This is a genomic window from Paenibacillus sanguinis 2301083 = DSM 16941 (assembly GCF_000374825.1).
GTDB classification, from domain to species: Bacteria; Bacillota; Bacilli; order Paenibacillales; family Paenibacillaceae; genus Fontibacillus; species Fontibacillus sanguinis.
Window position 1 is genome coordinate 1 of record NZ_KB895393.1, and the last position, 13935, is coordinate 13935.

At 41.3% G+C, this 13935-nt stretch carries 16 protein-coding genes and 1 pseudogene; 2 read left to right on the forward strand and 15 right to left on the reverse strand.

All coding sequences use genetic code 11. The annotated features are described in order from the left end of the window. Window positions 1-204, forward strand: a pseudogene (locus C557_RS25785) (ISNCY family transposase); the annotation flags it as partial. A 99-nt stretch (window positions 205-303) separates the two neighbouring features. Here C557_RS25785 and C557_RS0119570 read toward each other — a convergent pair. The 11 genes from C557_RS0119570 to C557_RS0119620 form a co-directional block, all read right to left on the reverse strand. After that, entirely contained in the window at window positions 304-663 is a 360-nt protein-coding gene (locus tag C557_RS0119570) for a DUF805 domain-containing protein (RefSeq protein WP_018753567.1), read from the reverse strand. A 209-nt stretch (window positions 664-872) separates the two neighbouring features. Then, entirely contained in the window at window positions 873-2942 is a 2070-nt protein-coding gene (locus C557_RS0119575; protein ID WP_018753568.1) for a serine hydrolase domain-containing protein, read from the reverse strand. 136 nt (window positions 2943-3078) lie between these two features. Further along, window positions 3079-4392 carry a sensor histidine kinase gene (locus C557_RS0119580; protein ID WP_018753569.1) on the reverse strand — a complete coding sequence of 438 codons (1314 nt, stop codon included), beginning with the start codon at window positions 4390-4392 and terminating at the stop codon, window positions 3079-3081. A 2-nt stretch (window positions 4393-4394) separates the two neighbouring features. Beyond that, on the reverse strand, window positions 4395-5135 hold the full coding sequence (locus C557_RS0119585; protein ID WP_018753570.1) for a LytR/AlgR family response regulator transcription factor: 741 nt from the start codon (window positions 5133-5135) through the stop codon (window positions 4395-4397). A 25-nt stretch (window positions 5136-5160) separates the two neighbouring features. Further along, window positions 5161-6360 carry an MFS transporter gene (locus tag C557_RS0119590; protein ID WP_051082480.1) on the reverse strand — a complete coding sequence of 400 codons (1200 nt, stop codon included), beginning with the start codon at window positions 6358-6360 and terminating at the stop codon, window positions 5161-5163. Between the two features lie 118 nt (window positions 6361-6478). Continuing rightward, complete coding sequence (locus tag C557_RS0119595) at window positions 6479-7087, reverse strand: pentapeptide repeat-containing protein (protein ID WP_018753572.1); 609 nt, start codon at window positions 7085-7087, stop codon at window positions 6479-6481. Beyond that, window positions 7059-7901: a hypothetical protein gene (locus C557_RS0119600; RefSeq protein ID WP_018753573.1), complete on the reverse strand. Its 843-nt coding sequence runs from the start codon at window positions 7899-7901 to the stop codon at window positions 7059-7061. The genes C557_RS0119595 and C557_RS0119600 overlap by 29 nt, the downstream gene beginning before the upstream one ends. 136 nt (window positions 7902-8037) lie before the next feature. Then, window positions 8038-8751, reverse strand: coding sequence for a hypothetical protein (locus C557_RS0119605; protein ID WP_026263585.1), 714 nt, complete (start codon window positions 8749-8751; stop codon window positions 8038-8040). 528 nt (window positions 8752-9279) lie between these two features. Beyond that, on the reverse strand, window positions 9280-9936 hold the full coding sequence (locus tag C557_RS0119610; protein ID WP_018753575.1) for a hypothetical protein: 657 nt from the start codon (window positions 9934-9936) through the stop codon (window positions 9280-9282). A gap of 139 nt (window positions 9937-10075) precedes the next feature. Continuing rightward, window positions 10076-10315, reverse strand: a complete 240-nt coding sequence (locus tag C557_RS24270) for a hypothetical protein (RefSeq protein WP_018753576.1) — start codon at window positions 10313-10315, stop codon at window positions 10076-10078. A 139-nt stretch (window positions 10316-10454) separates the two neighbouring features. Further along, on the reverse strand, window positions 10455-10853 hold the full coding sequence (locus C557_RS0119620; RefSeq protein ID WP_018753577.1) for a hypothetical protein: 399 nt from the start codon (window positions 10851-10853) through the stop codon (window positions 10455-10457). A 194-nt stretch (window positions 10854-11047) separates the two neighbouring features. On the opposite strand from C557_RS0119620, the gene nfi reads away from it, so the two are divergent. After that, window positions 11048-11710 carry a deoxyribonuclease V gene (nfi, locus tag C557_RS0119625; protein WP_026263586.1) on the forward strand — a complete coding sequence of 221 codons (663 nt, stop codon included), beginning with the start codon at window positions 11048-11050 and terminating at the stop codon, window positions 11708-11710. Window positions 11711-11712: 2 nt separating this feature from the next. On the opposite strand, the gene C557_RS0119630 is transcribed toward nfi, so the two are convergent. From C557_RS0119630 to C557_RS0119645, 4 genes are read right to left on the reverse strand one after another with little or no spacing between them, the layout of a single operon-like run. Next, a complete protein-coding gene (locus tag C557_RS0119630) occupies window positions 11713-12162 on the reverse strand; it encodes a toxin-antitoxin system YwqK family antitoxin (RefSeq protein WP_018753579.1) in 450 nt (149 codons plus the stop codon). Window positions 12163-12204: 42 nt separating this feature from the next. Then, complete coding sequence (locus C557_RS25745) at window positions 12205-12501, reverse strand: SUKH-3 domain-containing protein (protein WP_420805406.1); 297 nt, start codon at window positions 12499-12501, stop codon at window positions 12205-12207. Continuing rightward, window positions 12422-12871: a DUF6630 family protein gene (locus C557_RS0119640; protein WP_018753581.1), complete on the reverse strand. Its 450-nt coding sequence runs from the start codon at window positions 12869-12871 to the stop codon at window positions 12422-12424. The genes C557_RS25745 and C557_RS0119640 overlap by 80 nt, the downstream gene beginning before the upstream one ends. 15 nt (window positions 12872-12886) lie before the next feature. Further along, window positions 12887-13861 (reverse strand): hypothetical protein, encoded by a 975-nt coding sequence (locus C557_RS0119645; protein WP_018753582.1) that lies wholly within the window; start codon window positions 13859-13861, stop codon window positions 12887-12889. Between the last annotated feature and the right edge of the window lie 74 nt (window positions 13862-13935).

Below are 13935 nucleotides of genomic sequence, written 5' to 3' on the forward strand. Positions count from 1 at the left end.
GCTTTGCCTTTAAAGAGGACGGAAAAACCAATACCAGCCACTATGGAAACAAAAAAAGCGAGTTCTGCGCAGCCACGCAAACCCGCTCCTAACCATCCGTGGAGATCCACGGTAAACACCATAACTAACCATAGCACAAAACAAAGCTCATTCCAAGATGCTATGTATTCACAGCATAGCAGCTATTCGGAGACCTCCTGGTGAAGCAGGAGGCTCCAACGAATAAAGTGACATTTTCATAGCACAGTTAAGGTGACATTTTCACAGACGATTGACAAGGCGATTCAGAAGCTAAGCTATGTACTATGCCGCTAACCCTCTAGGGTCCGAGCCATATTGATTGGCTGCCGATTGACCTTCTTGAGCCAGGAAAAAGAGAAGAATAATCGAGCCAACTGCCGGAACTAAGGAAATAAGCACAAACCAGCCACTTTTGCCTGTATCATGCAGACGACGAATAGCAACTGCCACCGACGGCAACAACACGGCAAGCAAGTAGACATTAGCCAGAATTAAGCCTAGTGTTTGATGAATAATTCCACCAACAATACTTAGAGCCAAGACAGCAAGTGCATTAAACAGGAAGAACATCCAATACTCTTGGCGACTTGCCCGCCCTTGAAACCCTGTATAATTTTTCAAAACCTTTAAATACCACTCCATCTTGCACTCCACCTCTTCTTTTTTGATTAGCTGCGTTTTCCGCATTCACAATATTATCGGATTTTCATTTGAAAAGCTTGCTTTTTGTTCATAATTATTCAAAAAAACGTATAAAGACCTACAAAGTGAAAAAAGTCCTACGAGAGACTATACTCTCTTACAGGACTTTTCACTTCTTGCCATTTCATAAATGCAAGTCTTATCACCTATTACTTCGCCAACTTAATCTCGAATACATCTCCTGCCAGACCGCCGAATACGATAATGCCATTCTCTGGCAGAAGCGCCGCGCGATTGCCACTGGCTCCCGAGAACTCCACCAGCGCCCCGTCTGCCGTATAGACGGCGAATCCCCCGCCAGCCGGAAGCTGTACACTCATCGTTTTCCCGGCGGCTTCACGGCCGACCTTGAACCACTGTACATAACCGGATTCAGGGATCGTAACCCGTGAAGCCGAGCCGCCATAAATCGTGCTTACTGCCGCTTCACTTACGTAAGTGCGCCCATCTGCCAGCAGGTACTCTACTCCGCCTTGCTGCTGGAAGTTGAGATCAAAAGCGTCACGGCCGTTCATCACTGGAATTTCCGCGATATTAACAGCATGGTTCGCATCCTTAATCTTTGTTCCATTTGCATAGCTGCCTCCTTCATCCAGCACGATTGGCTTCCACAGAATGGATGAAGGGGAGAGATAAAAGAGGGAATTGATCTTCTCGTCCAATGCATAATACGTTTTCCCTGCTCTTTGCTGCCACACCTTTAACACCTCTGGGCTCAGCACGTTCTCTTCCAGCTTTTGAAATTCATAGTAGGCCATCAGCGTCTGGCCAAGGCCCGGGAATTCCAGCATGGCCCGGGTACGAATATACGTATGTCCATTAGTTTGCTCATCAAAGCTGATCAAGGTATGGCCATCTTCACTGGTGAACTCTCCATCACCAGTGTATACATAGTTCTGTCCCGGAATCATGCCGTCTAATAGTTCTGGCATGGCAATCTCACCATCTCCTACACTCACCTTAAGGGTTGAACCTACCGTTCCGTATAGACCGGAGAACTCGCGCAGTTCACTTGGCATATCTACCTTCACAGGCGCTTCGAGGGTTGGCTGAGGCAGCACTTCAGCAATTCGCCCCGTCTCCTGTAAATAAGCCAGCATAATATTGGATGCCGCCAGCGTATTGAAGATGGATGAGCCGCCTGAGGTCAGCAACGCGATAGACATGCCTTCTTCCGGCAAAGCAACCAACGCCGAATGATAGATAATCGTGTCTCCCCCCTTGGTCACGGCCTTAATGCCGTATTGGTCAAATGGACTAAGATCCACGGAATCCCATCCCAGACCGTAGCCATACGTATTGGTCTCGTCTTTAACCCAGACGCCCTTGCGGTACTCTTTGGCTTGCATGGCCAGTGCGGAAGCAGCAGTCATTAGCTCAGGACGCTTACCTGTCAGTACCTCCGAGAACAGAGTTACTTCTTCCGCAGTGGAGTAAATACCGCCCGTTCCCAGTATATTTGGATTCTCATGCGGTAGATCCCCGGCAATTCCCGGGAACCGCGCCGGGCTCAGCGAAGCCCGATTGAATGTATCCAGCGGTGTCTTGGTGGAGGTTAACCCAAGGGGGACGCTGATATAGCGGTCCAGATATTCGCTATAGCTTAACCCGCTTACCCGTTCCACCAGAAGCTGCAGCAATTGAAATCCATCATTCGCATAGACGGAATACTCTCCCGGATTAGATTTGAGCCGCTCGTTACGCAAATTATCCAACAATGTATCATAGTTCTGCGAGTCATTATCCGCCATCAGCATACTATTCTTATAATGGCTCCCGTAAAATCCGGCCGAATGATTCATGAGCATCCGGATTGTAATTTGCTTGTAGCGCTCATCCGCCATTTGAAAATCAGGAATGTAATCCGTAAGTGGACGGTCAATGTCTACTTTTCCCTCCTCAGCCAACATGAGTACGGCTGCGGTAGAGTATACTTTACTTATTGAACCAATTCCGAACATCGTGTCCTTGGAAACGACCTCCTGCTTCCCATCTGCTGTAACTCCAAGCCCCCCCGACAACACAACCTTTCCTTGATCCCGGATCGCATACTGCACGCTATTCACGCCATAATCCCGAACGAGCACTTCAGCGGCTTCCCGCGCTTTGCGCTCTGCCAGTCCGGCATCCTTATGATCTGCCGCACCAACTCCAGCTACCGGTAAAACAAGCATCAGGGCTGCAATCGCAGCTGCGCCCAGCTTCTTTAATGTATTCATCGGATAATCTCCTCTCTTCTCCAGCCAAATTACTTAACTGAATCTTATTATACGAATGGCTTCCTGCGAGAAGTGTGGAAAGACCCCGAAACGAACAAAAAGACCCCTGAACAGCATGGGGTCAGTCCTGACTATTTTAGACTAGGGAGTTTTTGGTTGAAAAAGGGATCATTACCATATTGTCAAATGTGTGATTGGCAGATTCAATCGTCATATGTCCACCGTATTTGGCACAAATTCGTTCAATATTAACTAGGCCAAAGCCGTGATAACCAGAGCTTGAGCTTGTCTTGCGGGTGCTCAAATCGCTTACCTCACGGTCCACATAATTGCGGACGCAAATCAAAAGTGCAGATTTGTTAGAACGGAGCTGGATCCGGATATGTCGGTCCTGCGCGATCCGTACCTTTTTGGAAGCCTCTATGGCATTATCCAGCAGATTCCCCAGTACGACGCAGAGATCATAACGTTCAATGCCAAGCTCCCGATCATGCAAGCGAAGCTCGGTATCCATACGTATACCATTCTCCTGACCAATGTTCAGCGCGTTCGTTACCAACGCATCGACGACCAGGTTCCCGGTGTTCACCCGGTGGTAAGCATGCTCCACCTTATTCAGGATGACCCGGATATGTCGGTTCGCCTCGTCTACCTGCCCCTGATCAATGCATTCAGCGACATAGAGCAACTGCATGTTGGTATCATGGATGATGCTTTTGATCTTCTTGAAGCTGTGGACCGTCTTCTCGTAGTTGGCATCCTGATAATCCATCTGCTGCTGGAGCCCGGCATTCTCATGCAACAATTGGAACCTGGCAATCACGGTATCCAGTATATAAACCACCAGCACATTTAATACGATGGAGCCGATAATCGAGATGATGTAATGAATGTTCTTCTCGCTGTAGACAGACAGCACGTTCACTTGATAGATGCTGATGACCGGCACGCTTAGAAACATCAGGTAATAGCGTGAATCCAGGGGAAAGCTGCGGCGTTTGGCAACAAACCGGATAATCTGCACGACGGCAAACATAATCATACAGCTCAGCAAAATACTCATCTTGGCATACAACATCCCTTCCCGCCCCTGCACAATCTCCCCATTGTCCAGAACCAAAGAGGTCGAAGGATTGAGCCAATACAAACAAAGCAAGTTGATGAGGGAGAGGAGCACAGCATACAGCACCGAGAAGATTACCCTCATGCGCATCTCCACCTCATACCCCATCGCCAGACAAAAGATGACCAATAAGGCGATCAAGGAGGACAAAAGCGGTGTAAAGTAGGCACTCATATACCAAAAATTCAGCAGAAAAAAGAGAAGAATAAACCATCTCTTCGTAGGCTTGCTCTTCTCCTTGCCAAACACGGAGTTAAAGTAGAAATTGATCTGCACAGCCATAACCAACACCACACTCAAATTAAGAAAAAGCAGCATTCCGTCCATCTTCACTCCGCCTTCAAGACCATAAATTTTGTACAGGCATCCTTGACTTCCTTCATTTTGGACCTGCCAATCGGCAACTGCATGCCGTTCGACATCACCACCTGCCCCCCTGAAAACTTATGCACATGCAATAAATTAATCAAAATGGAGCGGTGGATTTGCAGGAAATGTTCCGCCTTGAGCGCTGAGGCATAACCAGAGATTAATCCTTTGCCTTCGTATACGGCATGTGTGGTCGTGAACTTGAGTTTATTCTTGACCGTCAAGCTCTTCACGACCTCAATGGCAATAATATCATCTTGTCTGAGCACAATTTCTTCATGCGCAGATTTGATAATCAGAATATCTGATTCACTTTCCTGAAAGAAGCGGCATACCTTCAACATCTTCTCTTCAAATATTTCAGGCTCCACAGGCTTGATCAGATATTGAAATGTGATGACATCAAAGCTCTCCAGCATATACTCCGGATAGCTGGTCAGGAAGATGACCTGCTCACTCTGCCGCTTCATCTCCCGTAGTCTGCGGGCTGTCTCTATTCCATTCAGTCCATTCATTTCAATATCCAGAATAAGAACATGGAACGGTTCGCCACCAGTCTCATAATACTTAACCAAACACTCTCCTGCCTCAAATGCTGTGACTTCAAAATCAATTCCGCTCTTGAACGATAGGGCCAGCAGCCATTGCCGGACCTGCTCCCGCTGTTTCTCTTCATCATCGCAAATCGCAATACGATACAAGAAGCCGCCTCCTATCTCGTTTGGATTAAATCAGTTCCCCGCGTCTTTTGAGATAACGATATAAAACAAAGCCGCAAAGCATACACAGAAGGGCACATAGTCCGATAAATGCGTATCCTGCCTGTAGCCCGCGCAATAACCCCATCTGTGTCGCTTCCCCGTATATTTTTTTGACCATTTCAATGACAAAACCAATCAGATAATTCCCAATAACACTACCAAGTCCCATCAAAGTCACGGTAAAGGTGATGGCCGTGTCGCTCCCTCGCGGATAACGCTTGGCAATAAAGGCCATGACCGTTGGATAAATCATGGCGATGCCCAGCCCCGAGGCGGCAAACAGGAAGGACCAACGCTCCCCTCCAGCGATCGCGACAAATGTGCATACTGCCGAGAAACCAGAGAAGATGATCAGAGATAAGGTAAAGCCAATTTTGTCCGTCACCGGGCCCAATACGAGCCGCCCCACCGAGAATAGCAGGAAGAAGATCGATAATAGGCCGGATGCCTTGACGGTATCCCAATGGTACGCCTTCTCCAGGAAATTGACCAGCCAACCTCCAACCGCAAGCTCGGATACAACGCCAAAGGACAGAATGAGCACGATCCACCATAATGCCGGGTCCCGTGTTAGCTCCTTAAACGAAGTCCGGCTCTCCAGCGGCAAATCGTCTCCCGGAAACTTACTGTACAAGGCGCTCAGGATGGGAAGCAAGGACAAGGAAAGCATTACCAGATACATGCCCCTCCAATCCAGAACATGCCCAAATATCTGCATCGACATAACACCGGTAGCCAGCAAAGGCGCAACAGTCGAACTGATTCCATAGAAGAAGTGCGACAGGTTCATCATTGTACCTACATTTTTGACAAAGATACGAGCACCTAGAATAGCCAAAGCAATTTCCAACATGCCGTTGCCAATGTACATCAGAAAATATGAACCGGCAAATAACGGATAGGTATGAGACAGGAAGATAAAGACCCCTGAAATGAGCATGGCGGCAAAGGACAGGATACTCGTCGCTTTGATCCCCCATTTCCGCACCAGGATGGCCGTAAAGGAACAGGCAATGAGATAACCCAGCGCATTCAAGGACAACAGACTGCCAAGCTGTTCTTCATTTAAATTGAAGGCAAATTGAATTCTGGGAATAGCAGGTCCCTTAATATTTTCCGAGATGCCAAAAATAATAAAGCCTGAAAAAATCGTGACAAGCTGCATGATGTACAGCTTGTTTTTGGTTATGTATCCTGTATCTAATTTCAAGTGAGTAATGCCTCCCGCGATAATTATTCATTGCCAATAGATGTTGCGCTTCATATTACAATGCCTATTTTGACTACAATTCAGTTTGAATCTTTTCTAGCACACCTTCATCAAAACTAGCCCCCGTTATATTTGCACCTGCCCAAATCACATTATCCAACTTTGCATTAATAAAGCTTACATTTTCAAAATTTCCATTAGTAAGATTTGCCCCACTAAGATCGACATCTCTAAAGGATGCATATTTCGCATTGGTTCCTGTTAAATTTGCATTTCGAAATGTACTTCCATTAAAAATGGAGTCATATAAGTCCCCATCTGTTAAATCAACCTGATCAAAGCACGCCCTCTCACAAAAACTGATTTTAACTTTAGCAAATCTCATAATTGATTTAGTGAAATCTGTGTCCCTAAAATAGCAATCTGCAAAATCAGCATTTTCCAAATTGCAACTTTGAAAGTCAGCCGAACTGAAGTTACAATCACGAAAGGACGTTCTCATCATAGAGGATGCACTTAATTTGACCCCGATAGCTATCATTTGATCAGCTACAAGTTCAGAAAGATCGGCAAAAGTAAGATCTATTTCTGAAATATCCATTGATTTGATAATATTTTTCTCATGTATAGAAAGTGGTATTTTCAAGAGTATTTCATCTCTTTCGCTTCCTTGACCAGCCATTCACTCCTCCCCCCTGTCTCAATCTTTGTAAATTCTTTAAATATTTTTCCCACGCTTTATTTGCATTAAATGAAACTGATCTTTTACTTTCACTAAAGTTGGGAATAGCAAATACCTCGTACTGCTCCATGTAATCCATTACACAAATCCAGCGATCAAGTAGCTCATTAACATCTGCCTCCCAAGGCTTAGCTACAAGATCAACTCGAATACCTCCCCAATCAGTTTCTGTAACGTCAGCAGGTATATTTAAGAATGTCTCTTTATGAAACAAATCAAGTATATCTCCACTAAAATAAGTTCGAGTTCCCATTCCCAATGGACCAGATGGCCCAAAGTTAACCGGAGCAGGTTGAGAGCAAAAATTCATCCATTTGTGTTTGCGATCACGTTCAGATTGCCATGGTGTAGAAACTGGCCAAAAGCTGTGAGTAATTCCGTAGCGTGGCTTAATAATACTTGCGATAACTTCTGATAGTTCATAAATTTCAGGCCAAAGCTTCCTGGGAGTATTTTTAAAATCAAAGCCAAAATAAGCTCTAAAACTTGATATTAAATCAAAGCTCCCCGAATATTCTATTGAATGCGTTCGCTGAAGGTGTAACTCCGAGAATCTTGGTTGTTGCATAGCTATCCTTTCCTTAATCTCATCCCGGTCGTAGTCAAGTTTTACCATCTCCGTATTTCCCCATAAGGTTGGTATAAAATAATCTTTTGTTTCAAAAATATTTAATACATTGTTTATGACAGCTATCTCTTGCAAATCAACACTAGGAAACATAGAGATGCCAATAATTTTTGGTAATTCATTCATATTTTAACTACCTCCAATTCAACCTATATCTTGGGATATCCAGCACTGCTTGGGAGTTGCTTTGCCATCACAAAAGATCAGAAGGAAGAAAAAAACACAATACGAATGGGGAACTCGCATTGTGCAATTCTACGTATTACTCAAAGCCAATAACAATCCATTCATCAACGTGATCCCAAAAATGAATATTATATCTAGGTTGCAATTTTGCTGACCAAAAAGTTGCATTCCCATTATTACAGTTGTTGTAATCAACAGCTATATAAGAACCCATTCCGTTACTAAAAAATCCAAACGAGGTGTTTAAATCGATTTGAATAGGTTCTTTAAGATCGTCGATAATACTCCAATCCAAATCATCATCACCTAGAAATGTTACAAATTCCAAGGGTACTAACCCCATCGATACACTTGCATAATAATAAAATCCATTATGAACATTTTCATAAAATTGTTGAATGGTTACAGGAATCTTATCCCAATTCCGTTCCAATTCATCGTTATGAAATTCTTCTTGTGGGTTTCGCCCTTCATAGTAGGTTACCCCACCGTTTGGTTTTTTTATAGTATATAGAATTGAATATCTTTTTGAATCACTATCTTCTATTTCCAATAATTCAATATCATCAATATTTTTAGTCAAATATAATATTAAATTGCTCAGTTCCCTTCCAACATATTTTTTCCAAATCTCCAGAAGCATATCGATTCTTACTCTAATGTCTTGCTCCCTAAAAAGTCTATGCCAAGAATCTGGTATCAATTTTTGTTTACTTTCATCTAGGTCCTTAATGGTTATTAAATTAGCACTTGTATCAAATTCCCTTAAATAGTGAATCTTCTGTTCCATATTATCAATAAAAGCTTTATGCTTATCTTGATAATCTTTTGATTGTTTTTCAATAATATTTTTCAATAATTGGACTACTTCTTCTTTTTTGGACGGTGAGATCAGACTAAGTATATCTATAAAGGGTTGTCTTAAATTCCTTGAGTCAATAATACTCTTAAACAGTCTCTCCATACACTTTTGCGCATGTGGCTTCATGGTTTCCATTCCTTCAATGACTTTCAATAACCCTTCCCTGATCCCATGGCGTTGAGCAATATAGAATATAGTTTCCATTAAATCGCCGATAATTGCCGGTTCAAATATCTCATCATGGAAAAGTTCACACAATGCAATGATGGAGTTATTATCTGCTGACTCTCCTACTTCATTTAATAATCTCACGATGTCTTCGATCTCATAATCTTCATGATCTAAAAATCGCATTTTTTTAATAGCAGAAATTTTGTTTTCGATAGTACTCACACTACTCCTCCTTCATGCCTGAAATTTATATTTTCTCGTCTTCCATATAACAAATATCTGGAATTACAAATTTACAATGATTTTATTTTCAATTATTGTTCTAAAGTTGGAGTAATTTCTCATCATGTTTCTACCATAGGCACTGACGGGATCATTGCCCTGTATCATACTTTCATAATTTGTTTTGAATTCATGCTTGATTGGCTCTTCCAGACTCTCATACCATCTTTTCGTGGCCTCTTCCGCTAATTCCCTTGAACCATACAGCAAAATAAAATGAATATCTATTTTATATCCACCTAAAGGATAAAAGCCTTCTGCAACAACTTGACGAATAAAGTTCTCCAGATTGTTTGTGCATTCATGAACAATGGGCATAAACACCTCATCTAACCAACCAGTAAACTCTGCTATGGCTCGACTCCAGCTTTCCTGGTCTGCAATATTCCAGTACAGTTTGCCCTCCGGGATATTGCATTCATGAGTATTGATATGAAAGATTTTATTTTTTGATTTATTCAAAATAATAGCACTTTCTCCGTAGAAACCTACATTCCTATCAGACACATTATTCCAGTTCGTATAGAAATAAATCTTATATGTTAGATTTTTATCTTTCTTGGTAAGCCAGTGCCTGGATTTTGCATACTTCCAACCGTTACTTGTATACTTTGCAGAAATCCGTTCACAAACAGCCTGAAATGCTTCGCTTGATTGCATACCTACACCTCGCTTGGGATTTTAGGGGAATATAAGCTGCGCTATCCTACGATTGTCATGCAGTTTCCTCCCTTTTATTGAAACAACTCCCCATTTATTATCGACCTTCATTCTATACATAGGTATCACAACCTTATTATTAGTTAAAGGGTTCTCTGTCTTTATGTCCTGCGGCAGCTCCCATACCAAAGTGGAGCTTGTGACATGCTGCTTCCAATATATCACAGACCACAACTGCTTGTAAGCGGCTCGCCAGACGCTGCAGCAGCTCCCAATCCGTCTCCTCATATTGCAAAATCGGCTCCCCAACCGCCTCGCCGCCCCCGGTGTAATAGATCCTATCACTGCTCGGATAGGCTTGCAGCACTTTCCCGATCAAGGCGCTTTTTTGTTTAATGAGGCAAAAAAGCTTATCCCAACTCTCTGGGATAAGCCTCTTTGAATGATTGAATCGGAACAAATTTTCGGAAAATGAATATGAATATTCATTCGCATAGCATTTTGCAAAAATAACTCACTTAGCTTTGTGTTACCGGGTGTCCGTTAGGGTCTAACATACCCATTACTGCTTTATCTCGGTCCGATACAATTAAAGTATACTCTTCAAACAAAAAAGGATTTGGTTGTAAATCTACATTAACTCTCCAAGCAGGTCGAATATCATCATTCTCTCTATTTTCTGGATCTACTTTAAACGTAAAAGCTTCATCGAAAAACAAATTTTCTATTTGTTCATTAACCGTGCCTTCCAATTCATGTTCTTGATGGTACTGTTTTGCGATTTCAATTGCCTGTTCTGGGGTCAAAACAACATCAAGCGTGATCTCTTCTATTCTACGATAATGTTTAGGAAAATTTTCATTAACTGATTCTATCAATTTTTCTAGTTCTTCTCTAGTTCTATTATATTTTCTCAATTCTGAACTCCTTTTAACTATTTAAATTTCAATCGCAATCTATTGATACACTCAATTGAATGTTTAATTGATGCATCATCGAATATTGTCGTACTACTCACTACAATCTTTTAGATTTAAATACCCCAGATCTGTTACAATATAGCCAGTCAATACATAATTAAACGCAGTTGAAGGCTAATGAGGTGAGTACGCTGGAACCAAAATTCAATCATCCATGGGATGTTAATGAAGCCCAATCCATTGAGATCCAACAGGTGCTCGCAAAGAAAGTCATTCAAGCAGATCAATTGTCTGAAATTAACTACATAGCTGGCGTTGATGTTGCTTACCACAAATCAAGTGATCGATTAGTAGCTGCCGTTGTCATCCTAGAAAAGGATTCTCTAGAATGCATAGAGACATCTGTTATTGAAGATATCGCTCAGTTCCCGTATATTTCAGGATTATTTTCTTTCCGAGAACTGCCTTCAATCATCAAGGCATTTGAAAAAATCCAATATACGCCACAACTGATTGTGTGCGATGGACAGGGTGTTGCTCATCCCAGAAGGTGCGGGCTTGCTTCTCACTTAGGTGTACTATTTGACGTTCCAACAATTGGTTGCGGGAAAACCAGACTATTAGGTGAATATACCGAGCCGGACATATGGCGAGGGAGCACTGCACCATTAATTGACGATCATGAAGTTATAGGTAATGTATTAAGGACGCAGGATAAGATTAATCCCGTCTTTGTATCCGTCGGCCATCGCATATCCTTGGATACCGCCTGCCAGTGGATACTGGACCTTGCACCCAAGTATCGCTTGCCAGAGACAACTCGCCGGGCGGACCAACTGGTCAAGAAACATTAATGTTATGTATATTCTTCCCATTTTCTAGCCTCTAGGAGAATATCGTATCTTGAATTGGGATCGTTAGGATTGACTTCTCTAGTTAATAACAAGTTCCCATGTTCATCCCATTCTGTATAATCAAGTTCGAAAGCCAATTCATAATGAGCTATTGATTTTATTGAACCATTCCGGTGCCAATATTTACGATCCCCATGAATACGTCCTCTGTTCATTTCAAACTCGCACTTAATCTCTCCTGAAGCATACCATTCTCTGCACACCCCATCTTCAAACCCATTTTTATAGGAAGTTACATGCATAATTTGACCATTCGGATATAACTCATATGCTAGTCCACTAAATGGATTATCATTATATAAAACCATGTCACTATCATCAGCAAACTCTAAATAATCAAAATTTACACCTCTACTAAATATCTGGTTTAAACCGTCCATTTCGTTTATCATACCATAGCACCTTTGGGAAGTATTTTGTTCCTCCTGTAATTATCACTCATCTTCAATAGTAACAACCTCAAACTCCTCACCGCTAATCAGGTTAAGTACGGACTGACAAAAGTTATCACCTAACCGAATAAGAAAATCATCGTTCCCACCATAGAAAGCACCTGTAGATGAAATGTACCAAGTCATGTCCATAAGTGAAACTTCTCCTATGATGACAAAAGACTCTTTGCAATGATTTTCATATCGTTTTGACAATTCCCTAATACTTAATACATCTTTCTTGGAAAGGGATTCTATCATCGAACAACAATTCTTCTTGCAATAGTTTTTTAATATCATCTAATTTTGCAATGAAAAGTACAAAATAATCGCCCGAATTAGGATATGAAAATAGTCCATAACCCTTTGGTAGTAATACTTTATTTACTTCCATAATCTTTTCAGGCAAATACTCATAATTAAACACTTCTAATTTCTCGAGTTTTTCTTGTGTTGCTAATTCAATTTGATGGGAAAATTCATAATCCAGAATAAAATCTACAATTTCCTGGTATTGCTCACCTTTATAATCAACATACAAAAATTTTTTCGTCTTCAATCCATACTTTAATAAGTCCTCATGTAAATCGTAACTTCCTTGCTCCTTAAGAAATGATTCCAAATCCTTGTTATCAGAGAATATGAGCTGCGCAATCCCTTGATCTGCCATACTGGCTCCTCCCTTTTATTGAAACAACTCCCCATGCTTGTTAGGAATATATTCAGGGTAGTTTTTACGATAAAATTGATCAATCTGTTTAAGCACCGGGTCCCATGCAGGATATGGCTCTCGATCTCCAAACATCACTTTAGCTTCTGGAGTATTCATTAGTAAATTGTCCAGCATATTAGGCACTGGTAATCCTTGTTTTCTCCTAACATGAAGTAGGAATAAGATTTCAAAAGGATAAAATCCGTATCTAAAATCGCCAAATTCACCTAGCTGTCCAATTTCAGAAGCTAGCACAGAATGAAACCGGGACATTTTTGAAATTAATTGTTCTATTTCCTCTATATGATCAGTCGTCCAATGCTTCAACACTTCATCATAGATGTCCAGGTCTTCCGGGATTGAGCCAAATCGTAAATTCGCTTCTTTTAGCTTCCTTCTAACCGTTAAATACAACCCTTTATTAGTTCCCATGATTGTTTTATTTTTATGCTGTAAGTACAGCTCTAACAAAAACCAAATATGCCTGTTCTCTTCATTGGCATTTATTAAATGTTCGCCGAAATGATGAGACATAAAATCATATAATATAGCTTCTTCCTTTTCCCAGCCATACATAGCAAAATGGATTAATGTTATCACGACTTCTCTAAACGAGTATAGCAATATCATCTCAGGATACTTAATTGTATAAAGCTTCTGCGCCATGCATTGGTAAAATACAACCTTCTGCATCTGCTTTAATTCTTCCGTACTGTTTTTATGATCAATTAATACATTCTTTTTCCACAGTGATAAATAGTACGAGAAGATTTTGCTTAGATTTATTAACAATATGTGGTCCTTTTCTGTATCATTTTGATCAATAATTTTCTCAATCTTGCTTCTACTTATATTATATTTTTCTTTAACATCTTCAAATTTAATTCCTTCGACAAAATTATTTATGTATCTTTTAAATGCTGCTTCAAACTTTTTTGAATTTATCATCGCAAGCTCCTACTAGGTTAGCATAGAGTTTAGTAAACTTTGCAGGTCATTAGTCAACTAAGCATCGACAACAT